The sequence below is a fragment of the Streptomyces sp. NPDC093984 genome (genome assembly GCF_044764595.1).
GTDB lineage: Bacteria > Actinomycetota > Actinomycetes > Streptomycetales > Streptomycetaceae > Streptomyces > Streptomyces cynarae.
In genome coordinates this window covers 54,917-78,657 of record NZ_JBIWIM010000008.1, presented here as the reverse complement: position 1 = coordinate 78,657, position 23,741 = coordinate 54,917, and the positions used below count along the sequence as shown (strand labels likewise).

At 69.4% G+C, this 23,741-nt stretch carries 23 protein-coding genes; 7 read left to right on the top strand and 16 right to left on the bottom strand.

What is annotated here, in order from left to right; all coding sequences use genetic code 11:
- Both ACIRC0_RS27085 and ACIRC0_RS27080 read right to left on the bottom strand, forming a co-directional pair.
- A partial coding sequence (locus ACIRC0_RS27085) for an ice-binding family protein (protein ID WP_403620580.1) occupies positions 1-1,185 on the bottom strand: 1,185 nt, incomplete at its 3' end.
- A 640-nt stretch (positions 1,186-1,825) separates the two neighbouring features.
- Complete coding sequence (locus ACIRC0_RS27080) at positions 1,826-2,506, bottom strand: hypothetical protein (RefSeq protein ID WP_403620577.1); 681 nt, start codon at positions 2,504-2,506, stop codon at positions 1,826-1,828.
- Between the two features lie 580 nt (positions 2,507-3,086).
- Here ACIRC0_RS27080 and ACIRC0_RS27075 point away from each other — a divergent pair.
- Positions 3,087-3,308 (top strand): hypothetical protein, encoded by a 222-nt coding sequence (locus tag ACIRC0_RS27075; RefSeq protein WP_403620574.1) that lies wholly within the window; start codon positions 3,087-3,089, stop codon positions 3,306-3,308.
- 377 nt (positions 3,309-3,685) lie between these two features.
- Entirely contained in the window at positions 3,686-4,405 is a 720-nt protein-coding gene (locus tag ACIRC0_RS27070; protein WP_403620571.1) for an ASCH domain-containing protein, read from the top strand.
- A 188-nt stretch (positions 4,406-4,593) separates the two neighbouring features.
- Here the strand turns inward: ACIRC0_RS27070 and ACIRC0_RS27065 are convergent, their stop codons facing one another.
- Both ACIRC0_RS27065 and ACIRC0_RS27060 read right to left on the bottom strand, forming a co-directional pair.
- Entirely contained in the window at positions 4,594-4,875 is a 282-nt protein-coding gene (locus ACIRC0_RS27065; protein ID WP_403620568.1) for a hypothetical protein, read from the bottom strand.
- 220 nt (positions 4,876-5,095) lie between these two features.
- Complete coding sequence (locus ACIRC0_RS27060; protein WP_403620565.1) at positions 5,096-6,469, bottom strand: S8 family serine peptidase; 1,374 nt, start codon at positions 6,467-6,469, stop codon at positions 5,096-5,098.
- A gap of 197 nt (positions 6,470-6,666) precedes the next feature.
- Between ACIRC0_RS27060 and ACIRC0_RS27055 the strand changes: the two genes are divergently transcribed.
- From ACIRC0_RS27055 to ACIRC0_RS27045, 3 genes are all read left to right on the top strand, one after another.
- Positions 6,667-7,485, top strand: coding sequence for a class I SAM-dependent methyltransferase (locus ACIRC0_RS27055; RefSeq protein WP_403620562.1), 819 nt, complete (start codon positions 6,667-6,669; stop codon positions 7,483-7,485).
- 228 nt (positions 7,486-7,713) lie between these two features.
- Positions 7,714-8,841: an NlpC/P60 family protein gene (locus ACIRC0_RS27050; protein ID WP_403620559.1), complete on the top strand. Its 1,128-nt coding sequence runs from the start codon at positions 7,714-7,716 to the stop codon at positions 8,839-8,841.
- 288 nt (positions 8,842-9,129) lie between these two features.
- Complete coding sequence (locus ACIRC0_RS27045; protein ID WP_403620556.1) at positions 9,130-10,464, top strand: PP2C family protein-serine/threonine phosphatase; 1,335 nt, start codon at positions 9,130-9,132, stop codon at positions 10,462-10,464.
- A gap of 163 nt (positions 10,465-10,627) precedes the next feature.
- Here the strand turns inward: ACIRC0_RS27045 and ACIRC0_RS27040 are convergent, their stop codons facing one another.
- From ACIRC0_RS27040 to ACIRC0_RS27030, 3 genes are all read right to left on the bottom strand, one after another.
- The gene (locus tag ACIRC0_RS27040) at positions 10,628-10,969 is read right to left on the bottom strand and encodes a DUF2516 family protein (protein ID WP_200421102.1); all 342 of its coding nucleotides are present in this window, start codon (positions 10,967-10,969) and stop codon (positions 10,628-10,630) included.
- A 179-nt stretch (positions 10,970-11,148) separates the two neighbouring features.
- Positions 11,149-11,802: a hypothetical protein gene (locus tag ACIRC0_RS27035; protein WP_403620553.1), complete on the bottom strand. Its 654-nt coding sequence runs from the start codon at positions 11,800-11,802 to the stop codon at positions 11,149-11,151.
- 115 nt (positions 11,803-11,917) lie between these two features.
- Positions 11,918-12,442 (bottom strand): helix-turn-helix domain-containing protein, encoded by a 525-nt coding sequence (locus tag ACIRC0_RS27030; protein ID WP_403620550.1) that lies wholly within the window; start codon positions 12,440-12,442, stop codon positions 11,918-11,920.
- 385 nt (positions 12,443-12,827) lie between these two features.
- Here ACIRC0_RS27030 and ACIRC0_RS27025 point away from each other — a divergent pair, with 385 nt between their 5' ends.
- Positions 12,828-13,667 carry a nitroreductase/quinone reductase family protein gene (locus ACIRC0_RS27025; protein ID WP_403620547.1) on the top strand — a complete coding sequence of 280 codons (840 nt, stop codon included), beginning with the start codon at positions 12,828-12,830 and terminating at the stop codon, positions 13,665-13,667.
- Between the two features lie 138 nt (positions 13,668-13,805).
- Here the strand turns inward: ACIRC0_RS27025 and ACIRC0_RS27020 are convergent, their stop codons facing one another.
- The 7 genes from ACIRC0_RS27020 to ACIRC0_RS26990 all read right to left on the bottom strand — a co-directional run bounded on the left by ACIRC0_RS27020 (position 13,806) and on the right by ACIRC0_RS26990 (position 20,840).
- A complete protein-coding gene (locus tag ACIRC0_RS27020; RefSeq protein WP_403620544.1) occupies positions 13,806-14,816 on the bottom strand; it encodes an ATP/GTP-binding protein in 1,011 nt (336 codons plus the stop codon).
- 114 nt (positions 14,817-14,930) lie between these two features.
- Positions 14,931-15,707, bottom strand: a complete 777-nt coding sequence (locus ACIRC0_RS27015; RefSeq protein ID WP_403620541.1) for an HAD family hydrolase — start codon at positions 15,705-15,707, stop codon at positions 14,931-14,933.
- An 86-nt stretch (positions 15,708-15,793) separates the two neighbouring features.
- Entirely contained in the window at positions 15,794-16,804 is a 1,011-nt protein-coding gene (locus ACIRC0_RS27010; protein ID WP_403620538.1) for a phosphotransferase, read from the bottom strand.
- Positions 16,805-16,993: 189 nt separating this feature from the next.
- Positions 16,994-17,875: a GntR family transcriptional regulator gene (locus tag ACIRC0_RS27005; protein WP_403620535.1), complete on the bottom strand. Its 882-nt coding sequence runs from the start codon at positions 17,873-17,875 to the stop codon at positions 16,994-16,996.
- A 132-nt stretch (positions 17,876-18,007) separates the two neighbouring features.
- Positions 18,008-19,120, bottom strand: a complete 1,113-nt coding sequence (locus ACIRC0_RS27000; RefSeq protein ID WP_403620532.1) for a phosphotransferase — start codon at positions 19,118-19,120, stop codon at positions 18,008-18,010.
- A 95-nt stretch (positions 19,121-19,215) separates the two neighbouring features.
- Positions 19,216-20,013, bottom strand: coding sequence for an HAD family hydrolase (locus ACIRC0_RS26995; protein WP_403620529.1), 798 nt, complete (start codon positions 20,011-20,013; stop codon positions 19,216-19,218).
- Positions 19,959-20,840 (bottom strand): winged helix-turn-helix domain-containing protein, encoded by an 882-nt coding sequence (locus ACIRC0_RS26990; RefSeq protein WP_403620526.1) that lies wholly within the window; start codon positions 20,838-20,840, stop codon positions 19,959-19,961. The genes ACIRC0_RS26995 and ACIRC0_RS26990 overlap by 55 nt, the downstream gene beginning before the upstream one ends.
- A 226-nt stretch (positions 20,841-21,066) precedes the next feature.
- Between ACIRC0_RS26990 and ACIRC0_RS26985 the strand changes: the two genes are divergently transcribed.
- Entirely contained in the window at positions 21,067-21,255 is a 189-nt protein-coding gene (locus tag ACIRC0_RS26985; protein WP_403620523.1) for a hypothetical protein, read from the top strand.
- Positions 21,256-21,260: 5 nt separating this feature from the next.
- Here the strand turns inward: ACIRC0_RS26985 and ACIRC0_RS26980 are convergent, their stop codons facing one another.
- A complete protein-coding gene (locus tag ACIRC0_RS26980; protein ID WP_403620520.1) occupies positions 21,261-22,163 on the bottom strand; it encodes a GntR family transcriptional regulator in 903 nt (300 codons plus the stop codon).
- Positions 22,164-22,450: 287 nt separating this feature from the next.
- Positions 22,451-23,707: a GNAT family N-acetyltransferase gene (locus ACIRC0_RS26975; RefSeq protein ID WP_403620517.1), complete on the bottom strand. Its 1,257-nt coding sequence runs from the start codon at positions 23,705-23,707 to the stop codon at positions 22,451-22,453.
- Positions 23,708-23,741: the final 34 nt, after the last annotated feature.

Genomic DNA, 23,741 nt, shown 5'->3' with positions numbered 1-23,741 from the left:
CGGCTTCTTGCCGGGCTTCTTGCCGGGCTTCTTGCCGGGCTTCTTGCCGGGCTTCTTGCCGGGCTTCTTGCCGGGCTTCTTGCCGGGCTTCTTGCCGGGCTTCTTGCCGGGCTTCCCGCCATGGTCGTGGCCGCCGTTTCCGCCGGTTGCACCCCCGCCAGTGGTGCCACCCGTGCCCCCGCCCGTGGTGCCACCCGACGTCGTAGCGCCCGTGGTGCCACCCGACGTCGTAGCGCCCGTGGTGCCACCCGACGTCGTAGCGCCCGTGGTGCCACCCGACGTCGTAGTGCCCGTGGTGCCACCCGACGTCGTAGTGCCCGTGGTGCCACCCGACGTCGTAGTGCCCGTGGTGCCACCCGACGTCGTAGTGCCCGTGGTGCCACCAGTAGTCCCGCCCCCGCACGGCCCCAGGAAGATCCTGTTGCTGTCCAGCGTCACGGCGCCGTCACCGGTTCCGCCCGCGTCGGCCAGCAGCCGGCCGTTGATGGTCGCGCCCGTGTTGGCGGTGATCGAGGTGTTGGCCAGGATGGTGCCCACGAACGTGGAAGCGGTACCGAGCGTGGCCGAGCTGCCGACCTGCCAGTACACATTGCACGGCGAGGCGCCATTGATGAAGCTCACTGAGCTGGCGGAGGCCGTCGTCAGCGTCGAACCGATCTGGAACACCCAGACGGCATTGGGGTCGCCCTGGGCGTCCAGGGTCAGTGTGCCGGTGATCTGTGCGGAGCTGTTCGCTCTGTAGAGGCCCGGCGTCAGCGTCTGGCCACCGAACTCATGGGGAGCGTCGTTGTACACCGCGTCCGTCTGAGTCTGTTCGGCGGCTTGGTTGTACGCCGTGGTCAGGTCGATCTTGGCCTGGGCGGCGACGGCGTCGGCGGAGTGCAGAGTCCCGGGCGGGGTTACGATGCCGGGCCCTCCGTCGGACGTCAAGAAGCCGGTGATGGCCGTCCCGGGGCTGACACCGACGTCGAGACCGTTGACCACCGTGGGACCGGTATTGGTGACCGTGGCGCCAGCCAGTACTCCGAAGCTGGCTGCCGTACCAAGAGGCACAGGGGTGGCAACGGCATTTGCGCGTGTCGGCGTCACCGCGAGGACGGCAGCCGCGATCACCACGGCCGTCACCGCCGCGATCCAGATTGACATTGTACGCCGAAGAGGCGCTGCAGGAATATTCAGCGTCATCGAGGGGCCAGCTCCTGTGAGAAGGTGGTGACGTGGCGGTTCTCGGTCGCACAGAATCGCCATTTCTGTCGCTGGCATATTACTCAGGTGAATTCACCTTCCCGCGATTCATCCCGACGGTTTCACGGAAACCGAGCGGATCACAAAATACATTGAAAATGATTAATGGGCTGGATGGCTGCGCCTGTTTAACCCGGGCGGGCGACGAGGCAACGTCGCTGTTCCGGGACAGGGGCAATGCATTTGATGCTGCCGCTGGATCCGCCTTCGGGCGTGACCGGAGCGAAGCTGCTGTGCGATCTCGGGATCGGGATCCGCGCAGAGGATCTGGCCGCCGTCTGCCCTCATCTGGTCCGCGAGGACCTGATCGCGGTCGACCGGGTCGCCGGCAATACACCCGTCATGGCGCCACGACACTCGCGGTGTGACCGCTACGACGCACACACAGGGTGGACCCGGCCATTTCCCCGAGAATGCCCCCAGGCCAGCGGGAAGGACTGCGGTCGACACCGGCAGCGTGCTATTTACACAGGAATCCGCCGTCCGGGCGATGGCGTCACAAATGCCTTCGTTGTGTTCCGCATGGCGGACACAACTGCCCCGCCCGTTCGTCGGGCGGGGCAGCCGGTGGTGGGGAAGGTCAGGGAACCGACTTGTAGGTGTTGCTGGCCCACAGGGCGCCGCCCGTGCTGGGGCCGCCGCCGCTCTTGTAGACGACGAAGTTGCCGTCGCTCTGCATGAGGGCGTAGGCGCCGGTGTGACCGTAGGTGTGCGTGGACCACAGGGCGCTGCCGCCGGAGGTGTAGACGACGAGGTTGCCGTCGCTCTGCATGTAGGCGTACGCCCCCGAGTGGCCCGAGGTGTGGCTGGACCAGATCGCCGGGCCGTTGCCCGCCGCGCCCGTCTTGAGGTAGGCGACCAGGTTGCCGTCGCTGCCCATGGTCAGCGTCACGTTCGCGCTGCTCAGCCGCTGGCCGGAGGTCAGCTTCTGTCCGGGCTGCAGCGCGTTGACGGAGTTCGGTCCGCCTGCGAAGGCGGCGGTGCCGTTGGGGGTGCCGAGGCCCGTCGGGCCGTCGTAGCCGGCGCCCGCGGTGCACAGGTAGGCGGGTGAGCAGGTGCCGTTGGACCCCGTGGTGGCGTCGTTCAGCGCCGCCGTGTGCCCGTAGAGGTACGAGGAGGGGTAGCTGTTGGCGGTCGGGGTGCCCGCGAGGGCGTAGGTGGCCGCGACGATCGGCGAGGATGCGCTGGTGCCGCCGTAGACGTCCCAGCCGGAGGCCCCGTAGGTGTCGTAGACGGCGACGCCGGTGGCCGGGTCGGCCACCGCCGAGACGTCCGCGACGCTGCGGCGGGAGCAGCCGGTGTCCGACTGCCAGGACGGCTTGGGCTCGACCGCGGAGCATCCGGATCCCGTGCCGTCGGTGCTGTCGGACCGTCGACGTCTAGGAAAAGGAGGGGACGCTCCGTCGCGCTTGTCACGACGGCACGATAGCCCGGTGTAGCAGGGGAGCGGCTCCCTCATCGCTGGGCCGTCTCTGGGCCGTCCGAGGGCGCTCGACAGTGGCCAAGGACGACCAACGACGACCACCACGCGCACGAGCCCACCGAGCCTGACCAGCGAAAACCCAGCTCACCAAGATCCCCGGCAAGACCCAGGGCAAGAAGAAGTAACGCCAACGCATCAGGCCTCCTGCCAGGGAACCTTCCGCTGGTTGGAGGCCTGAGAGGTTCGTGCCACAACCGTGCAGCTGCAGGGGTCAGCCCCGGTCAGCGAAGGAACCTTCGGTCGAGTTTCGCCTTACCGGGTCTCGAAAGCCCAGGTCAGTGGCGTGACACGGTTGCTCCCGTCCGGATCTGTGCCGACGGCCACAGCGAACGGGGTCCACGAGGGTTCATACTGAGCCATGACAAAGCCTGCTGCACCGAAGCGTCACTTGCCTACCAGCCCCTTCAAGGCCCCGGTCACACCGGCTCCCAAGCACTTCGCCATGGGCGACCAGGTCACGCATGACGTGTACGGCCTCGGCCGGGTGATCGGCATCGAGGACGGAATCGCGACGCTGGTGGATTTCGGCTCGGCACAAGTGCGGGTCCTGAGCCCGTACGCCAAGATGACCAAGCTGTAGGACCACTGTGCCCGGTCATGGCACACCAGGCCCCCTTCGGGGACCTGTACCGAAAGAGAGACCTCTCATCGATCTGACACCGCTGTTCTCCGCCCCGGACGGGCGGCCCCGCTGCTCCACTGCAGCGTCGCCGCCTCCGACGACGAACCCCTTCCAGGCCCCTGACTTCGCTGGCTTCGGGCAGGACGAGACCTTGCCGCTCGAGGGCGCACAGGAGCCCGCCGCGGGTATGCGTGCGGCGCGGCGCGAGGCGGCTTAGCTCCACCAATGACGGTGCTGCGGCAACTGGCCGCGGGCCGTCTCCGGTGCTGCGGTGAGGAGTGCGTCGTAGGGTGCTGTGCGTGGACGGGACCCCGCACTTGCCGACGCAAGAAGACATGGAACTGATCGAGTTGGCCCAGCGCATCGTGGAGGCCAACGGCGACGGGGAGGTGCACACGGTTGGCGCCGCTGTCCGGGATGTCCGGGGACGCATGTTCGGTGGCATCAACCTGTACCACTTCACCGGCGGTCCTTGTGCGGAGCTCGTGGCCCTCGGGCATGCCCGTGCGGCGGGGGCGCGTGACCTGACAACGATCGTTGCGGTCGGCGACCGGGGCCGCGGTGTGCTCTCGCCGTGCGGTCGCGACCGGCAAGTGCTCCTCGACCACCATCCAGGCATCCGCGTCCTGGTTCCGACGCCCGAAGGAGTCCGCAGCGTCTCCATAGCCGACCTCCTGCCGCACAGCTATGTGTGGGCGGAGCAGGCCGTGCCCTCCGAACCGGGCTGTCATGCGACGGCCAGGCAGTCCTTGCACTTCCATCGGGACTATCTCGACGCCGTCCGCACGGGACGGAAGACGACGACCGTACGCTTCCGGGATCCGGTTGCCACGGGGCCGGTCGACATGGTCTTCGAGCTGGACGAGGAGGTGGTGCTGGAGGGTGTCGTCACCCAGATCACTGCGAAGAAGGTCGGCGAGCTGACCGAGCAGGACGCCGGCGCGGACGGGTTCCGCGATCTCGCAGAACTGCACGACAGGCTGCGGTACCACTACCCCGACATCCGTCCCGCCGATGACATCGCCATCGTCCACTTCCGCTTGGCTGACGCCTGACCCGTGGGTGTGGGACGTGCCCCACGGTGGCTCGCGCCACGACGGTTTTTCGAGACCGTCGACGAGGTTGCCCCACCAACTCGGACTGCACCCGACCCCGACCTCGGTTACTGTCTTGTTCTCACGAACCCGGAGGTCGGTCCGTTCGTCGGCCCAGCCCTGTAGGACCTGGACCAGGTCAGGTCAGGTCAGGTCAGGGCGGGTACGAAGCCGCCGCGGGAGGTGCCCGAGTCCAGCAGGAAAGGCCAATCGAGTACCTCGGGCAGTCGGTCCATGGACAGGACGACTGCTCCGCCGGCCCTTTCGACGTCCGCGCACCAGTCGGCCATGTCACCCGGAGCAGTTTCCCCCTCGGCTCCGTCGAGCACCGGGGCGGCAAGAGCAGGGACGACGAGTCCGTGCTCGCCCGGACCGTCCACGACGCACAGCGTGAGCCTGGGGACGATGTTCCAGCCTTCGCACAGGGGCACTGCCCCGTCCGGCGCGGTCAGGGCCGGAAGAACATGGTGAACTGGCGCGTCAGCCAACAGGAGCACGGGCGTGGCACCACGGACGAACAGAGTTTTCTCAGGCTCCAGAAGCACGGACCCACTATCGCAGGCAGGGGCGTCAGGCCCGCCTCCAGGCCGACCGCCGACCTGGGACGGCCCGGGTTCCGCACCCGGGCCGTCCTGTTGCAGTGCCGTCGGGTCAGCCGCGCCGACTCGCCTCAGCCAGGGCAGACACGAAGCGCAGGGCGTCCACCGTGCCCACGCCGGTGGCCATGTCGTAGCCCTTGACGGCCTTGTAGCCGGTGACGCCCTCGTAGCTGTTGTCCGTGCCGTCGTCGACGTCGACGATGCCGGAGTTCCGTTGCTCGAGGAGGCAGTACAGCGCCCCGTTGATGTTGCCCACCCGGTGGCCGGCCGCCTGGTCGGCGAGGGCGATGATGCCCGAGAAGAGCGGGCTCGCCTCGCTGGTGCCGCCCGAGACGTCCCAGCCGGTGGCGGTCGGGTCGAAGCTGGAGTAGACCCATGCACCGCCGTTCACCGCGGCGGCCATCGACACGTCCGGGGTGCCGCGGCGGGTGCCGACGACGTTCTTCACGCCGTTCTGGAAGGACGGGCGGGTGAAGACGTGGGACTGGCCGCCGCCGCCCGCGCCGTAGTCGTTGTAGACGCTGTCCGGCTTGACGCGCTGCCCCTTGTCGTCCAGGTGGAGCTGGGTGCCGCCGATGGAGGTGACCAGCGGGTCCGAGGAGGGCCAGGAGTTGACGCGCTTCTTGTAGTAGGTCTTGCCGTCCGCCATGAGGTCCGTGGCGCCGCCGTCACCGGAGGAGGCGAGGACGGTCACGTGCTTGCGGTTGGCGTCCTGGAAGGCGTAGCGCAGGTTCTTGATGCTGGAGAAGTCGCCCTTGTCGAAGCCGGGGAAGGTGTTCTCGGTGGCGCCGAAGCTCTGGCTGATGACGTCGCCGACCCCGTGGTCGATCAGGTACTTCTCGGCGTTCATCATCTCCGGGAGACCGGTGGTGCCTTCGGTCTCGGAGACCGCCGTCTCCACCAGGACGATCTTGGCGTCGGGCGCCACGGCGTGGGCCATCTCGACGTCCAGGGAGGTCTCGCCGGCCCAGCCGGTCATGTCGGAGTTCTTCGGGTCGAAGGGGGGCACCTTGCCCCACTTGACCACCTTGATCTTGGTGCTGGGCAGGCCGAACTGCTTGCTGTAGACGTCGAGGTCGTGCTGGACCGTCGGGGAGCCGAACGAGTCGACGATGACGATCGTGCGGCCTTTGCCCGTGATGCCCTTCTCGTACAGCGGGTTGAGGTTGTACGCGGTGCGGTACTGGAGCGGGTTGTAGCAGGCGATGTGCCACTTGGCCTGGCACTGCTCGCTGGTCAGCGGGCTGGCCACGCCGTGGACGAGCGTGTGCCCGACGACGGCCGGAACCGCCTTGGTGTGCGGTACGGCGGCGGGCGCGGCGGTGGTGACACCGGCCGGCGGAGCGGTCGCCAGCGCGGCGACGGCGAGGGCGGCGGTGACGGCCGCGGAAGCCGCGACACCCCGCCCGGTACGGGCTATGTGCATGAATCCCCCTGAGTGGTCCGGAGTGGTCCGGAGTCGCACGAAGTGGTCTCCGCACATCCCACCCACTGAGTCATGCACAGGACAAGATCGTTGAACTGTAGATGCCGAATCCTTTACCGCCCCGGGGGACAGTCCCGGCGTCAGAGTTATCCACAGGCCGGTCCGGCGGTCTGTCCCGCCCCCTTACTCTCGTAGGCATGTCAACCCGCGTCGCGTCCCGCCCCGTGGGTACGGTGACGCGCGGGACCACCAATCCGAATCGGCTGCGCCGGATGGATCGCTGGATCGCAGCGGTCCATGGGGCCGAGCTTCGTCGTACGGCGGAGCCCGTGGCCGTCGACCTCGGGTACGGGGCGGCGCCCTGGACCGCGGTCGAGTTGCTGCGGCGGCTTCGTGCCGCCGCGCCCCGTACCCGGGTCGTGGGGGTGGAGATCGAGCCCGCCCGGGTCGCGGCCGCTCAGCCGTACGCCCGTGAGGGGCTGGTCTTCCGGCACGGCGGGTTCGAGGTGCCCGTGCCGGGGCGGCCCTCGCTCATCCGGGCGGCGAACGTCCTGCGGCAGTACGAGGAGGGCGAGGTCGCCGCCGTCTGGGAGCGGCTGTGCGCCCGGCTCGCCCCCGCCGACCCGGCGTCCGGCTCCCGCGGCGGGCTGCTCGTCGAGGGCACGTGCGACGAGATCGGCCGCCGTCATGTGTGGGTCGCCCTCGGCCCCGAGGGTCCGCGCACCGTGACGTTCGCCACCCGGCTCGGTTCCCTCGACCGCCCGTCCGACCTAGCCGAGCGGCTACCGAAAGCGCTCATCCACCGCAACGTCCCGGGCGAGCCCGTGCACGCCTTCCTGCGCGACTTCGACCGCGCCTGGGCCGCCGCCGCGCCCTACGCCGCGTACGGCGCGCGCCAGCGCTGGATACGCACCGTCCGCCGGCTGACGGCGGACTGGCCGGTCACCGACAGCCCGGCGCGCTGGCGCCAGGGGGAAGTCACCGTGGCCTGGGGGGCCTTGGCGCCCCGCACATGACCCCTGCCCGACCTGCGGGGAACGATCTTCTTGAGTGCTTCGTCACACTCGCGGGAAGATCGCCGCACGCGGGCCGGTGGCAGGGGAGGGAGATCGTCGTACGAGGTGCGGCAGGTGGGGGAGTTTTTTATGCGGTTAAGTCCCGCCTCTGTGACTTTGCGCCCGAGCGTGGCACGATCCCCAGACGCCTCGTAGGTTACTGACGGTAAATCAGCTTTGGGGGAAGGTATGGGATCCGGGAAGCGGACCCTGATCACGGCGGCCATCGCTCTGGTCTGCACGGTCACCGTGCTGGGCACACCGGGCGCGGCGTACGCGAGCCCGGAGCGGCCGGACCCGAGACCCGCCCCGTTCGACGGCTCGGCCGCGGCCACGACGTCGACATCGGCATCCGCGTCGGCGTCGGCGTCGGCGTCCGACGAGGTTCTCGAATCGGTCCGCAGAAAACTGGACGCGCTGTACCACGACGCGGCGGTCGCCACCGACGCCTACAACGCGGCCGAGGAGAAGGCCGAGAAGCAGTCGGCGCAGATCGTCCGGCTGGCCCGGGAGATCGTCAAGGACCAGGAGAGGCTGGCCGAGTTGAAGGACCGTGCGGGCGCTGCGGCCCGCGCCCAGTACCGCGGCGGCGGCCTGCCGCCCGAGATGCGGCTCTGGCTGAGCCGTGACCCCCAGGAGTTCCTGGACGACGCGGGCACGGTCCGCCAGGGCGAACACGCGACCACGGGACTGATCGCCGAGTTGACCCGTACGCAGGAGGACTTGAAGCAGTACGCGAGCGACGCCGCCGACGAGTGGAAGAGGCTCGACGCCAACCGCAAGGCCAAGGCCGAGGCCAAGAAGGAGATCGAGAAGCAGATCGCCGCCGCCGAGGAGCTGCAGTCCCGGCTGAAGGAGCAGGAGCGGGAGCGACTGCAGAAGCTGGAGGAGCAGGCCGCCCACCAGGCACAGACCGCCTGGCTCGACTCCGGGATACTGAAGGAGATTCGCGGCAGAGCGTCCGAAGAGGGGCAAAAGGCCGTACGGTTCGCGACCGACCAGATCGGCAAACCGTACGTATGGGGAGCAGAAGGTCCGAAATCGTACGACTGCTCGGGGCTGACGTCCCAGGCCTGGGCCGCGGCCGGCGCGCCCATCCCCCGCACCTCGCAGGAGCAGTGGAAGCAGCTCAAGCACGTGGACATCAAGGACATGCGCCCCGGAGACCTGATCATCTACTTCTCCGACGCCAGCCATGTGGCGATGTACATCGGCGACGGCGCGATCGTCCACGCCCCGCGCCCGGGGCGGACGGTGACGATCGCGGGGGCCGGGTCCATGCCGATCCTCGGGGTGGTGCGCCCGGACTCCGGCTGAACCGGACGCCGACCGAAAACAGAGCCGTGTCATGACGTGACCCACCCCACGTGACGCGGCCCACCCTCCCTCCGGTTGAAACCTGCGCGGGACGTGACTTTCGTCATCTTCGCCGGGGCCGTTCCGTGTCCAACTGCGGTAGGGGATGCGGCATATGACGATGGCCGGTTGCACCACCCCACCCCGTCGGGCATTCCATTGCGGCCTCGGCTACCGCTATGGTCCCCGTCGGTGGGTCGAGTCCCTCGTCCCGCCGTGCCCTCGGGGGGAGGGAAGGAACCCAAGACGATGCCCGTACCCGTGCCGCGGCCCCGAGCGATCCCGGCCGTGGAGGGTGGTCAGGCTCAAGCCGCGTCCCTGCCCGGCGCTCAGACCGCTCAGGGGCCCTCCGCCCGTGCCAAGGCCCAGAACGACACGCTCACCCTGCTCGTGATCGAGGACGATCCGGCCGGTTCGCCGATCGTGCCCGAGATGCTCGACTCGGCAGGCCGCCCCATACGGCTGCGCACCGCCCGCAACCTCACCGAGGCGGAGCGGCTGCTCACCGACGACGTCCACTGCATCCTGCTGGACCTCGCACTGCCCGCGCCCGGCCGGGCCGCCGCGGAGGACGACGAGTTGGCCGTGCTGCGGCACGTGCTGCAGCTCGCGCCCCGCCACGCCGTGCTCGCGCTCACCGCGTCCGGTGACGCGGAGCGGGGTGCCGAAGCCGTGCGCGTGGGCGCCCAGGACTACCTGTTCCGCGAGGAGCTCGACGGGCGGCTGCTGAGCCGTGCGATCCGGTACGCGGTCGAGCGCAAGCGGTCCGACACGGCCGAGCGGCGGCTGACCGAGTCCAAGCTGCGCGCGCAGGAGAACGCCCGTCTGGAGCGCGGCCTGCTGCCCACGCCGCTGCTCGACGGGTCCTCGCTGCGGTTCGCCGCCCGCTACCGGCCCGGCCGTTCGCGTGCCCTGCTCGGCGGTGACTTCTACGACACGGTGCGCACGCCGGACGGCACGGTGCACGCGATGATCGGCGACGTGTGCGGGCACGGCCCGGACGAGGCGGCACTCGGCGTGGAGCTGCGCATCGCCTGGCGTGCGCTGACGCTGGCGGGGCTGTGCGGGGACGAGTTGCTGTCCACGCTGCAGCAGGTCCTGGAGCACGAGCGGGACAACGACGAGATCTTCGCCACGCTGTGCACGGTGGACATCGCGCCGGACGGCCGCCGCGCCGGGCTGTGCCTGGCCGGCCACCCGGCCCCGCTGATCGCGCGCCCCAGCCTCCCCCAAGCTCTCGGCTCCGCTCGAGCAGGGGGGACCCCCATCGCCGAGCTGCTGCCGTACGACAACAACGGCCCCGCGCTCGGCCTGCTGCCGGGCGCGCGCTGGCCACGGATGCAGGTGGAGCTGGGACCGGTCTGGAGCCTGATGCTCTACACCGACGGACTGATCGAGGGCCGGGTCGGGCAGGACGGGGAGCGCCTGGGGCAGGACGGCATGGTGGAACTGGTCCGCCGCCGGCTGGCCGAGGGCCTGACGGGCGAGGAACTGCTGCGCGCGGTGGTCAACGAGGTCCGCGACCTCAACGGAGGAGAGCTGGCGGACGACGTGGCGGTGGTCCTGCTCGACCGGGCGCCGTAGGCCACGGCGGCAGGCCGGACCAAGGCGGACCGCCGCCTACCGCCCGCCGTTGCACGCCCCGCACGGAACCGCCCACTGCTGCACGGCCCGTAAGGAACCACCGCCGGTGTACGCCCGCACGGACCGTCGGCCGCTGCACGGGCCGCCCAGGCTGCCCCGCCGTCTACCGCCCGCCGTTGTACGGCCCGTACGGACCGTCGCTGCTGCTCCCCCGGCGACGACGGCCCCAGCCGCCGCCCGAGACCTGCTTGAGGGCGGGGCGGACGTCCACGAAGAAGACGATAGTGGCGACGAGGCCGGCGAGCTGCAGGAAGAGCATCGGCACGAACAGGTTCACCGCGACCGCGATGCCGAGGATGATCAGCCAGAAGCCCTTGTTCTGCTTGTCGGCGGCGCGGTACGCGTCCTCCCGGTACAGCACGGCCATGGCCAGCGCCACCACGGCGAGCACCAGCATGGCGGTGAAGAGCAGCCACATCAGGCCGCCGAATGCCGTCATCAGCACAATGCCCACCACCCGAGTCGAGTCGTCTCTACGGCCAACCGTACCCGCCCGCGGCCACCGCGTACCCGTACAACGGGCCGGGCACCTCGGAAGTGCCCGGCCCGTCGTCCGTCATCCGTCACGTGGCCCCGGCCGGGGCCGGTGATCCGTCACGCGGCCCCGCCGGGGCCGCGTGTTCCTCACTTGGCCGGCGGCGTGGTCTTCTTCGCCACCGGCTTGCGGGCGGCCGGGGCCGTCTTCTTCGCCACCGGCTTCTTGTCGTCGGCGAGCTCGGCCTTGGGGGCCTCGGCCGGCTTCGGCTCGGCCTTGACCTCGACCGGCTCGGGCTTGCCCTCGACGGCGACGGCCAGGTCCTCGATCCCCTCGGCGGCCTCGCCGCGCCAGGTCTTCACGGCCTGCTCGCCGTGCTCGGCGACCTTCTCGTAGGTCTCCCGGGCCTTGACCGCGTACTCGGCGGCGACGCCCACACCCCGCAGCGCGAGGTCCTGGGCCGTCTCGCCGAGCTTCTTCAGGTCGGCGTCCAGGCTGCTGCCGAACTTCTTGAGGTCCGAGTCGAGGCTGCCGAAGAACTCGCCCACCTTGGCCTGGATGGTCGACTGCGTCTCCTTGACGCGGGCGCCGGCCTCCTTGGCGCGGGCCGCGGCCTTCTCCTGGACCGCCTTCGGGTCGGTGTTGCGCACGGCCTCGATGCGGGCCGGGGCCTCGGCGCGCAGCTGCTCGACCAGCGCGGGCACCTTCTTGGCCTGCTTCAGGGCCAGGTCGGCGGTGCCGGCGGCGAAGTAGAGCGGGGTGGGGTCGCTGAGGGTCTTGCGCAGGTCGTCGGTGATGGCCATGGGATGGTCCTCCCGTTTCGGCTTTGTTGAGGGTTTTGGGCGGTCCGCGGGACGTCGAGCCGTCGTCCCGGTGGTCCGGTCGCTGTCCGTGGTCCCGGTGGTCCCGGTGTCCCGGTCAGCCGGCTGCCTGCCGCGGACCGGCATCACTGCCGTCGGCCGTGCGGGGGCCGGCGTCGGCGGTGTCCTGGGCGTCGTCCGTGCCGTGCGCCTCCTGAGACTGCTGAGCCTCCCGGGTCCGGGCCTCCTGAACGGCCTGGCCGTCCTCGTCCGCCGCGCCCGCCCGGGCGATCTCGAAGCCGTTCTCCTTGCGGAACGACTCGTAGATCTGCAGCAGCACCTGTTTCTGCCGCTCGGTCAGCGTGGGATCGGCGAGGATGACGGCGCGCGTCTCCACCTCGTCCCGGTCCCGCTCGGCGTCGAGGATGCCGGCCCGGACGTACAGCGTCTCGGCGGAGATCCGCAGCGCCTTGGCGACCTGCTGCAGCACCTCCGCGCTCGGCTTGCGCAGCCCGCGCTCGATCTGGCTCAGATACGGATTGGACACGCCGGCGGCGTCGGCGAGCTGCCTGAGCGACAGCTGCGCGTTGCGCCGCTGCTCACGCAGGTACTCACCGAGATTGCCGACGTTCAGCGATGCCATGACTCCACCTTGCCCCATGAGCGCTAACAATTGCAAGCACCTGCTTGCAATTGTGCGCCACGCCACGCGAAGGGCGTCACCATCGCCGTCCGGGACACCGCCGCCCGGGGCGCCGCACCACCGCCGTCCATCCCACACCCGCCGCGCCCGGGACCGTGGGAGGCGCTGGTGCGCGGAAGGGTGACGTCATAAACCGTTGGCGCCGGGTCGCGTACCCCGATAACGTGCCGCGCATGACTGCCGGGTCGGCCTTGGGCCGTTCACGAGTGGGGCACCCGGCCTCCGAGTGAGGCGGGGGCGGGCGAGAGGCCCGCCGTTCTTCTTCTGTTCCGACGCGTATCGCCATCCCACCACGCCGAACAGAAGAAGGCAGAGACAGCAGAGCATGCCCAACCCCTTCAACCAGCAGATCATCGACGAGTTCCGCGCCCACCGCGGCCGCGTGGGCGGCCCCTTCGAGGGCGCCCGGTTACTGCTCCTCACCACCACAGGCGCCCGCACCGGCACCCCCCACACCACCCCCCTCGGCTACTACCCCGACGGCGGCGAGCGCGTCCTCGTGATCGCCTCGGCCGGGGGCGCGCCGCGGCACCCCGACTGGTTCCACAACCTCGTGGCGCATCCCCAGGTCACCGTGGAGACGGGCGTGTTCACCTACGAAGCGACCGCGGTCGTCCTGGACCGCGCCGCACGCGACGAGGCCTTTGCCCGCGCCGTCGAGTCGGACCCCGGCTGGGCCGAGTACCAGGCGAAGACGGACCGTGTCATCCCGGTCGTCGCCCTCCGGGCGAATCCCAGGCCGGGCCCGCCGCGCATCGAGGCGTCCTCTCCGGGTGAGGCCATCAGGGCGGTCCATGACGTCTTCCGCCGCGAGCTGGCCCTGATCAGGAAGGAGTTCGCGGCCTCCGGAGGCGGCTCCACCCTGGGCGCCCAGCTGCGGATCAACTGCCTGACCCTCTGCAAGGGCCTGGGCAACCACCACGCCGGCGAGGACATCGCCCTGTTCCCGTCCCTCGAAGGCCGCCACCCCGAGCTGGCGCCGGCCTTCGACCGGCTGCGCCGCGAACACGAACGGATCGCCGCCCTCCTCGACGACCTGCGCCGGGTCGTGTCGGCACCCGACGCGGACCGGGCCCGTGCCCTGCCCGAGGTGGAACGCCTCACCGACGAGCTGGAGACCCATCTGACGTACGAGGAGGAGCAGTTGGTCCCCCTGCTGGGGTGACCCTGCCGAACCGGCCTTGCTGGAGCCTTGCTGGAGGGACCCAGCAGGGTGGCCCGCAAGGTTGACCTGCCAGGATGAACCGCCGGGGTGATCGCCGCGCCGGTGGGGCATCCTGCCCCGCCCGGGGGCATCACGCCCTCATGGGGAGGCCGAGCCTGCGCGTTGTGTGCTCACCTCTGACAGGTCATGTGCGGCTTCCCAGAGTGTCTCGAACAGTCTCCTGCGCTCGTCGATGACCGTGCGGGCCTTGGCACCGTCATCGCGGTGCCAGCGCGTCAGCCGGGCGTCGTATCCCACGAGGTCCAGCAGCCGCTCACCGTTGTCCCCGCCGGCCTGTCGGGACGGGTCGGCCGACGGGGGGCGGAAGCGCCGTATGTCCACCTTGTCGTAGAGCCCCTCGAAGGCCTGATCGTCATTGATGAGGCAGAGCTTCAGCGTGGGAGACATGTGCACCACTCGGAAGTCGACATGCAGAACGCCCCGCCCGCTGTCCTCCAGCCTGCCGATCATCTCGCGCATCTCGCGGTTGTAGCGTCCGATCTTGTCGACCAGATCCCGTCGGAACTCGGGTGCGTCCGTCACCTTGCCGTCGCTCTTGATCAACCCGGGCACCTCGATCGGCTTGGTGAAGTCCGGGACGAGCAGCCGTACGCGCACCACTCTCTCCGGATCACGAGGCAGGCCCTGCAGCATGGGGCGCAGCGGGACGACGACGGTCTCTCCGGTGAAGCCCATGGCGGCGATGTGGGTCTCGCGTGCCTCGAGCGCCTGCCTGAAGTGGGTCTCCAGTTCCCGTGCGGAGACGCTCTTGCCGCTCTGCAGCCGTTGTTCCTCGGTCAGCCGCTGTACCGCACCACTCAGCCGCTCGAGTTCGGACTGGAGCCGGGCCGCCAGGGCGCGTTGCTCCTCGTGAACGGCGTGCAGGCGCAGGACCTCGTCCTCGAGCCGCGCCGTTCCCGCACGTCCCTCCTCATGCGCCGTGTTCAGCCGCTGCACCTCGGCATACAGCACGTATCCGACGAGACTGAGCAGCGCACCGCCGAGGTAGGCCTTGTCCTGGAGGGCGTCGCCGAGCGGCTTGACGAACTGTGCCAGGAGGCCGATCAGAAAGATCCCGAGGAGCAGCAGCCGCGTCAACGCGCTCTCCATACGCGCCCAGTGCGCTGCCCACTGACGCCACGACCGCCTTCCCTCCGACACCCAAGTCCCCCAAAGAGTCGGCACGTTGACCATGCTTGTTCATGGTGCCTCGGCCGAGCCCGGTCAGGAAGGGCACGCGGCAATGGCTTCCGACAGCGTCGTCAGGCGGCGGACGACCAGATCGGCTCCCGCCGCCCGTAGTGGCGCCGCCTTGCGGTCGTTACGGGCGTAGCCGACGAAGCGGACCTTGGCCTCCCTTGCGGCGAGGAGATCCGCCACCGTGTCCCCGATGAGCACGGCGTCGTCCGCCCTGGCATCCAGTCCTTCCCGGGCACGGTTCAGGCAGTCCGGGTGGGGCTTCATCAGCCGGGGATCACCGGTCCGTCCGTACACATGGTCACCGAAATACTGTGCGAGCCCCATCCTTCGCAGGTACACGGTGACGGCGGCCGGCGAGTTGTTCGTCGTCACAGCGATGCGTACACCCGCGGCCGACAGTCCGCGCACGAAGACGTCGGCCGCGGGTGTGGGCCACGCTCTGGCCGCAGCCTCCTTCTCGCGCATCGTGATCAACGCCTCCAGCCCCTGGACCAGACGGCTGCCGCGACGCTCCCGGTCGACCGCCCGCAGCACCACGTGCGGGTCGATGGACTGCCGGGCCTCACTGCTGAGGAGCGCTCCCTCACCCGCGCGATCGACGATCTCCCTGAGTTCTCGGGCGACCGGCTCGGACGAGCCCCCCGGGAAGAGGCGGCAGAGCGGTCCGTCGAAGTCGAAGAGCACACACCGTCCGGTCAGCACCCACTCGGCCACTTCACGGATCCGGTCCGGTTCCTCCAGCTCGCTGGGCTCGTAGTGATCTCCGTCCGACACGGCACCCCATTGGTCGTCCTCGGTCATCCTGACGCATCCACTCTCCCGGCAAAGCCAGGAGCGACAACACCGACCGGTTCGGCTGCCCGCCGCGCCGCCGAGCGGCCGTCCCCTCACCCCGGTGAGGACGAGGAGATGTTCCTGGCGTGCCATTCGCGCAGTGCCTCGATGACACGCCTCTCATCGGGTACCTCTATCAACTGCAGAGGCTCCCGGGCCGTGCGGATCGCCGCGCGGATCCTGGCCGCCGCCCGCCGAAAGTCGTCCGCCTCCGGCTCCTCGGGAACACTGAGAGCCGCGCGCATGACGTCGGGAAACACGGACTGAGCGTGCTCGAAAGCCAGGTAGACCGCCAGGTCGTCGAGGCCCGCGGTCAGTACGCCATGTCCCGCGCGGACCATGGCCTCACCCCAAAGATCCGTCATGCGTTCCTGCGCCCTCTTGCCGTATCGCATCCGCACCAAGTGCGTCGCGAGATCGTGCAACGGATCGCCGTACATCGCCAGTTCCCAGTCTATGACGGTCAAGCGGCCACGACGGACGACGACGTTGGACCGGTGCACATCGGTGTGGAGCAGGCGAAAGGGCCGTGGGGTCAGACCCCCGTGGGCTTTCCTGAACGTGGCCATCGCGTTGTCGGGGATCAGGACACTGTCGAAGAGGGAACCGAAACGGTCCCGGTGAGCTTGGTGGACCCGCTCCTCGGTGAAGTCGACCAGCCAGTGCAAAAATCCATCACTGTCCCCGTCCTCCGGCCACCCTTCCGGCCTCGCCGGCAACTCGTCCACCGGAATGCTCGCAGTCGCGGCGAAGAACTCCGCAAAGGCTCGCATGACGCTTTCGCTCACGTCACCTTCGGGGCGGATTTCCGCGAGAACGCGGCCCTTCCGGTAGGAATGCAGCGACCACTCACCGAAGTCGGCCAGACACCGGGGAACCCGCCGGATGTGACGGGACACAACACGCAGCACGTCGGCTTCGCGCGGCCAGATCCGGGGAACGACCTGAACCGTCTCCAGCGGCACCCGCACCTTCCCCCGGGCGAACGGCGGGACGCCCAGGAGCACGGCAAGCCCGATGCCCAAGGGCACGATGTAGTTGACGTTGTGGTGGCCCTTGACCACAACACAATCGCCGCGTCGTCGCCGTGACTCCAAGAGCCGCTGCACGAGTGCCCGACGCGCCCTGTGAGGCAGAAGGGACGGCATGCCCGCAGAGGGTAGCGCCTCGGCGGGCACTCGCCTGACGCCGTGCCACCATCCGGACGAGGGAGAAAGCAGCTCCCGGTGGAGCCGGTTGGCGCGCTGTTCCGCCTAGCTTGCGACCAGCGGCACCTTCAGGTCGGGTTCCAGGCTGTCCCACAGGCTGTTGAACCATTTCCGGCTGTCGTCGACGAACGACATGTCGCGGTCGCCGTTGCGGGCGTCGAAGGAGAAGAGCAGCGACCGTGTTCCCGGTGTGTCCCGCAACGGCGTCGCGGCACCGTCGATTTCCTCGGTCCTCGCCGCGATGTGGTAATGGGCGAAAAGGACTTCCGTCTCGTTGAGCAGATAGATTTTGTGATACGGCGTGTTCCTCACGACGCGGAACCTCACCCGGGCATCGATCTTGTACTGCACGCGCAGCCTGTCGAACTGCCTCCAGAGCACGTTGACCTGACTGACGTGCTGTTCCTCGGAGCGCTTGTGGACGGCGGCGTCGGCGTCCTCGTCCGCCCCCCAGCCCCCCAGAGGAGCGGGGTAGAAGAGCCTGTGCTCCTTGGCCGGAAGGATGATGCGCGCCTCGACCGACCTGGGCTCGGCACGGTGCGAGGCAACCAGACGCAGGGGAGCGTCCATGGAGCGCATCAGCGTCTCAGCCGTGAGGCAGACGGCGTCGATCTGTACGTGCGAGGCCTGGAACGCCGCCTCCAGGCGGTGCGGCAGGCCCACCAGGGCCAGAGCGGGCTGTGGCTCCTCACGGGAGACGGCCGGCTCGGCGACGCGGGCGGTACTTCCCCTTCCGTTCATGGAGAGAAGCCCGTCCTCCTGCAACACACGCTGGGCGTCACGCACCACCGTGCGCGTCACACGGAGTTCCTCGGCGAGCTTCTGCTGGGACGGCAGCCTGCCACCGGTCTTCAGCTCGCCGTTCCTGATCCGCTCGCGCAGGACGTCGGCGACCTGTTGAGGCGAGAGTCTTCTGCTGTCGCTCACTGCCACACTCCTGCCGCCTAGCCGTTCATGCCAACCCGTGACAACTTTACGTCGGTTGGCAACCAACTCGGGCGGTTCTGTGCGCGGCCAGTCGGGAGGCAGGCGTCCGGCACCCGGTGACAGGTGCGCCCCTCAGCCGCTCGGCCGGGCTCGGCGACTCCGGTCGCGCCATCCGTACCAGCGCGCCAGCTCGCCTTCGACCTCATCCAGGCTCGGCAGGGATTCCAGGGCCAGCGGCCGGGCGGCGGACGCCAGCACCTGCCGCACCTTCACGGCCTGCTGCCTCAGGACGGAGGGGCCGGCTCCTGGCCGGGACGCGACGAACTCGATCGCACGCACGATGTCGGTGAAGACGGACTGGGCCCGCTTGAAGTCGAGAAGTCGGGGCAGGTCCTCTTCCCAGCCCCCGGAACTGCCGGGCAGCTCCTCCTCCATGGCCTCGCACCACCGCTTGGCCATCAGGTCCTGCTGCGCCTTCGGGTAACGCATCAGGTGGAGATGGGTGGCCAGATCGTAGAGCGGGTCGCCGACCATGGCCAGCTCCCAGTCGATGGTCCACAGCCGCCGGTGGCCGTCGACGATGAAGTTCTCCCGGTGCAGATCGCCATGCAACAGGCAGAAGGGCCGCTCGTGCAGGCCGGCGACATGCCTTCTGAGCCTGCTGAAGCAACCCGCGTCGACGCCCAGGCAGGCGAACAGGCCCGGAAACCTGACCGCGTTCTCCCGGTACACGCGTTCTTCGGCGAAACGGATCAGATGGTCCAGGAATCCCGCGCTGTCACCCTCGTCCGGCCGGCCGTCGGGGTCGCACACGCGTTCCACGTCGAGCGACCACTGGGACACCCGCGCCAACTGGCGGAACAGGTGCAGGACCTGCACGGCGATATCTTCGGGCACCTCTTCTCCCGACGCGTGCAGCGACCCCAGCGTCCGTCCCTCGATGAACCTCTGCAGACACACTCCCTCGACCACGTCGATGAGCTCCGGAATGGCCGCGACACGGCCCTGAAGCGCACGGAGCAGTCTCACCTCCGAGACGAAGCTGCGGCGGTCGAACCAGAGCAGGTTGTTCCGCGGCTCCCGCAACTTGCCCCGGATCGGAAGCGGGCCGACGGCCTCGGCAGGGAGGGGAATCACATACGTCTCGTGGTGGTAACCCTCGAGCGGACCCTCGACCACGCCAGGGTCGCCACTGATCTCGACGGCGCGCTCCCGCGCCGGAGAGGAGCCACGTTCGGCCGGCATTGTCCGTCCCTTGACCTGAGAGCGCGCCACCGGTGCGGCGGCGGAGGAGCAAGGTACTCCGACGCGGATGGGCGTGGTGCCGGAAAGGGGGTGCTTCAACGTGTCCGTCCGCCGTCGCGCAGCACGCGCAGGGCCGGCTCCAGGGTGTTCACGACCACCTCGGCGCCCGCGTCGCGCAGGAGTTTCTGTTTGCGCTCGTTGCGCGCGTAGCCGAGGAAGGGAACGCCGGCCTGCTCGGCGGCTTTCAGATCCGAGGGGCTGTCGCCGATCATCAAAGCCGTCTCACCGGCGGCTCCCATGGCCCGCAGAGCGCGGATCAGATGGTGCGGATCCGGCTTCTGCCGGTGGAGTTCACGCGTGCGGCCGTAGATGTGCGGGGCGAAGCAGTCGACGAGTCCTCGGCTCTCCAGATACGCGGTGACGGCGCGCGCCGAGTTGTTGCTGGTGATCGCCAGCCGCGCGCCCAGGGCCGCCCAGGTGCGTATCAGTGGATCGGCGTACGCGGTCGGCTGCGCGGAGACGACGGCCGTCAGCTCCTGCTGGGTGAGCCTCTCCTCCATGGCCGCCACCAGATCGCTGCCCCGGTGCCGGGCGTCCATCATGGGCAGAAGCACGTACGGATCCGGCTGCGCACGTTCCTCCTGCGTCAGTTGCCACAGGAGCCCCTGCCGCTCGAGCCAGTCCGTCATGTCCTGCGAGACCAGTTCCGCCGAGTGACCCGCGAACAACCGGCAGATCGGCCCGTCGAAGTCGAAGAGCACGAAGCGCGCATCGGTGATCAGTTCACGCAGTCTCCCTGTCTCTGCCGCCATCGGATCGGTCCGCGTCGTATCAGAAGTCACCAGGAAAGTGTCAGGTCCGTGGTGATGGTTTCCCAGAGGGCGTCGAACCACTGCTGTGACTGGTCCACGAACGCGGTGTCGCGCTGGCCCGCTCGGCGTTCGAAGGAGAAGAGGAGGGACTCGGTGCCGAGGGTGTCGTACATCTCGAAGGTCTGACTGTTCACCTCCTCCTCGCGCCTGGTGAGCATGTAGTAGGCGATCAGCGCCTCCGTGCCGTTGAGGAGGTACAGCTTCACCGGTGGTGTGAAGGGCAGGGCCCGGAAGGTGACACGGACGTCGATGCCGTGCGACGAGCGCAGGGCCAGGAGGTTGTGGCGCAGCACGTGTCCCTGGGCGTTGCGCTGTTCGAGCCAGCGTTGGTGGACCGGGTCCTCGTCGTCGCCGGGGTCGACCGAGATCGGGAACGCCAGGTTGATCTTCCGGGAGGGCAGCAGGATCCGCACGTCGATCGACCGGGGCCGGACGCGGCCCTCGTGGATCAGCCGGAGGGGCTCGCCGAGCGCCAGCATCAGGGTCTCGGCGGTCAGGCAGGCGGCGTCTATCCGCACCTGCGGGGCGGCGAACGCCTCCGCGAGCCTGGCTGCGAGCACCACCATGGTCGGCTGCGGTTCGTCGCCGACCGGCTGGGACCCGGCGATCGTGGGCGGGCTGCCCTTGCTGACGTTGGTGAGCAGGCCGTCGTCCTGGAGGACGCGCAGCGCCTGGCGGACCGTGCCCCGCTCCACGCCGAACTCCTCAGCCAGTTCGGCCTGGGTCGGCAGACGCTCGCCCGGCTTCAGCTCGCCGGTGCGGATCCGGGTCCGCAACGCGTCGGCGATCTCCTGAGCCGAGAGCCTTCCGCTGCCGTTCACTGCGACGTTCTCCTGAGTCACGACCAAACGCTACAACCCCCATCCATCTACCGGGAGTTGTTTGAATGTTGTTTATAGCCGCCGACCAACTGGGGATAACTCAAGTGTAGTTGGTTGCCAACTCGGAAGAGTTGGCGGAGGGTGTCCCTCCTCTCGCACATCGTCCGCAGGTAGTCCCCGGATGCAGACGGCTCAATCCCCTCTGTCCCGCCACCCGGTCCCCCGAGGTCCGCCCCTGGAAAGAGGTCCCAGCATGCCCGCCCTCGCCCTTCTCTCCGCCCTCTTCGTCGTCGGATTCGACCAGTTCGTCCAGTGGAAGTACGGGACGATGGGCATCATCGGACTGATGCTGCTCACGGTCGGGATCAAGGCCAACAGCCCCGCCTGCAGCTCCATAGGGGCCGTCGTCCTCGCCCTGCTGGTCGCCCAGCCCGCGCTCTGACCAGGTCAGAGGCCGAGATCCAGCTCCGAGCTGATCGTCTCCCACAGGGCGTTGAACCACAGGTGCGACTGCTCCACGAACGTCGTGTCCCACAGCCCGGCCCCTTGCGCGAACGGGAACAGCATCGACCGGGTCCCCTCCGCGTCATACAGCTGCATGTGCTCCTGGTCGATCTCCGCCTCGCGCCGGGTCAGCGTGTAGTAGGCGAAGAGCGCCTCGGCGCCGTTGAGCAGGTACAGCTTCACCGGTGGCGTGAAGGGCAGGGCGCGGAAGGAGACGTGCACGTCGATGCCGTGGGTGCTGCGCAGCGCCAGCAGGTTGTGCCTGAGGACCTGGCCCTGGGCGTTGCGCTGCGCCAGCCAGCGGCGGTGCAGGCGGTCGCCGTCCGTGCCCTCCACCGGCGTGGGGAACGCCAGGTCGATACGGCCGCTGGGCAGCAGTACGCGTACGTCGACCTTGGCCGGTTTTATGCGCCCCGCGTGAATCTCGCGCAACGGCTCGCCCACCGCGAGCGTGAGCGACACCGCCGTCAGGCACAGGGCGTCGATCTCCACGTGCGGTGCCGCGAAGGCGGCGGATATGCGCGGGGCCAGCGCCACCATCGTGGGCTGCGGCGGGGCCTGGGGGCCGGCCGGCGCCCTCCCCGCGTGCTGCGCCACGGTCGCCGGGCTGCCCTTGGAGACGCCGGTGAGCAGTTGCTCGGACTGCAGGATGCGCAGCGCCTGGCGCACGGCTCCCCGCTCCACGCCGAACTCGTCCGCCAGCTTGGCCTGCGTGGGCATGCGCTGGCCCGGTCGCAGCACACCCGACCTGATCCGGCTGCGCAGCTCGTCGGCCACCTCGTGGTGCGATCTCTGTGGCCGTTGTGACTTCTCCCGCCCGCCCGCGGCAGCGTGTTCCGGCTCCACGACCGAACCCTACAACTTCACGCCATCTTCCGGCAGTTCAGAAGAAGGTGGTTATGAGACGACTCCAAGCGGAGATAAGTCAGGTGGAGTTGGTCGCCAACTCCAGCAAAGTTGAACGAGCTTGAGTGTTCCTGACCGACATGGTCGTACGAGTGACCGGGCTCCCTTCCGGAGGGGAGCCGGGAGCCCGGCGTGCACCACCACAACCACAACTGAATCGCTACGGATGAACAAGCACAGCAGTCACCGCCCGCACGGAAGGAGCGCCACCCCAGAGCCCGTGGGGCTCAGAAGACGTCCGGGCACCACGGTCGCCTGGACGTACGCAGCAGGGCGTCGGCGACGGAGGCGGCGCCCTTTTGCTGTTCCCGTACCCGCCCCAGCGCCGCGAGCCGCACCGCGGACTCGTCCCCCAGCCACAGGGTCGCCAACTCGCCCACCGGCAGGGTCAGGTCGGGCTCCTGGTCGGTGCGCCCGCACTCGGCGCCGTCCGGTCCGGCCTGAAGCCGGTAGCGGCCGCCGGCGAGTCCGGCCTCGTCGACCACGTCCAGGACGAGCGTGCCGGACGTCGCGTAGGTACGTGCCTCCAGGGCGCGTACGACGTCCAGGATCCGCACCCACAGCATGTCCGCGTACGTGGTGAGGCGGGCCGCGCGCGGGTCGGGGAGGAAGTGGGGCAGCAGGTCGTCCGGGGCGCGGTTGCCGGACTTCACGGTGATGACCCAGTCGAGCGAGCACAGGTAGTGCCACAGGGCGCGTTCGGCGCTGGGGCTGGTCGTGATCAGGCCCTTCACGGTCGCGGTCTGCAGGGGCCGCTTGCCGTCGCCCCAGTGGTCGTCGCTCACATAGGCGGCGAGACCGTCGATCTCCCCGGAGGCGGAGCGGTGGAGGGCGTAGAAGGGTTCCGTCCAAGGGTCGTCGTCGAAGCGCAGGGCGCCCGTGTTGAGCTGCCACCAGCGCTCGCCGCGGGAGATCGCGCCGGGCGTGGCGCGACGGAAGCGCTCGTGCAGCTCGGGGCCGAGTTTGCGGACGTCGTCCGCGTCCACGAGGTCTATACGGCCGTCGTCGACGACCGGGCGGTGGCGCTCGAGGCCGGCGCGGGGTACGTCGACGGTCCACTCGGCGGTGTGGGCGGCCGGGCCGAAGCCGTAACGGCCGTAGATGGGGTATTCGGCGGCGGTGAGGGTGGCGACGACGTCGCCGCGTTCCTTGGCGGCGGCGAGGTCGAGGGCCATCATGCGCGTCAGCAGGCCGCGGCGGCGGTGGGTGGCGGTGACGGAGACGTTGGTGATGGCGTCGGCGGGGACCGGTGCGCCGCCGACGGCGGTCAGCTCCTGGGGGAAGGAGCGGAAGGTGGCGACACAGCGGGCGTCGTCGAAGGCCGCGAGGGTGCGGGCGGGGGTGATGTTGCCGCCGCGGACGGCGAGCTCCTGGTCGGAGACGTGGGGGGAGCGGAGGAAACCGGTGTGCAGGGCACGGATCCAGTCGGGGATCTCGGAGTCGGTGATGGCGCGTACGTCGAGGTCCTGAGGATGGCGGCTCATGCGGTCACGGTAGGAGGGCGGGGGCGGGGGTGTC

Excerpts from the sequence above, each read along its gene's own strand:
- ACIRC0_RS27075 (WP_403620574.1), top strand. The coding sequence starts at position 3,087 with ATGACAAAGCCTGCTGCACCGAAGCGTCACTTGCCTACCAGCCCCTTC.
- ACIRC0_RS27070 (WP_403620571.1), top strand. The coding sequence starts at position 3,686 with ATGGAACTGATCGAGTTGGCCCAGCGCATCGTGGAGGCCAACGGCGAC.
- ACIRC0_RS27060 (WP_403620565.1), bottom strand. The coding sequence starts at position 6,469 with ATGCACATAGCCCGTACCGGGCGGGGTGTCGCGGCTTCCGCGGCCGTC.
- ACIRC0_RS27055 (WP_403620562.1), top strand. The coding sequence starts at position 6,667 with ATGTCAACCCGCGTCGCGTCCCGCCCCGTGGGTACGGTGACGCGCGGG.
- ACIRC0_RS27050 (WP_403620559.1), top strand. The coding sequence starts at position 7,714 with ATGGGATCCGGGAAGCGGACCCTGATCACGGCGGCCATCGCTCTGGTC.
- ACIRC0_RS27045 (WP_403620556.1), top strand. The coding sequence starts at position 9,130 with ATGCCCGTACCCGTGCCGCGGCCCCGAGCGATCCCGGCCGTGGAGGGT.
- ACIRC0_RS27035 (WP_403620553.1), bottom strand. The coding sequence starts at position 11,802 with ATGGCCATCACCGACGACCTGCGCAAGACCCTCAGCGACCCCACCCCG.
- ACIRC0_RS27030 (WP_403620550.1), bottom strand. The coding sequence starts at position 12,442 with ATGGCATCGCTGAACGTCGGCAATCTCGGTGAGTACCTGCGTGAGCAG.
- ACIRC0_RS27025 (WP_403620547.1), top strand. The coding sequence starts at position 12,828 with ATGCCCAACCCCTTCAACCAGCAGATCATCGACGAGTTCCGCGCCCAC.
- ACIRC0_RS27020 (WP_403620544.1), bottom strand. The coding sequence starts at position 14,816 with ATGGAGAGCGCGTTGACGCGGCTGCTGCTCCTCGGGATCTTTCTGATC.
- ACIRC0_RS27015 (WP_403620541.1), bottom strand. The coding sequence starts at position 15,707 with ATGACCGAGGACGACCAATGGGGTGCCGTGTCGGACGGAGATCACTAC.
- ACIRC0_RS27000 (WP_403620532.1), bottom strand. The coding sequence starts at position 19,120 with ATGCCGGCCGAACGTGGCTCCTCTCCGGCGCGGGAGCGCGCCGTCGAG.
- ACIRC0_RS26985 (WP_403620523.1), top strand. The coding sequence starts at position 21,067 with ATGCCCGCCCTCGCCCTTCTCTCCGCCCTCTTCGTCGTCGGATTCGAC.
- ACIRC0_RS26975 (WP_403620517.1), bottom strand. The coding sequence starts at position 23,707 with ATGAGCCGCCATCCTCAGGACCTCGACGTACGCGCCATCACCGACTCC.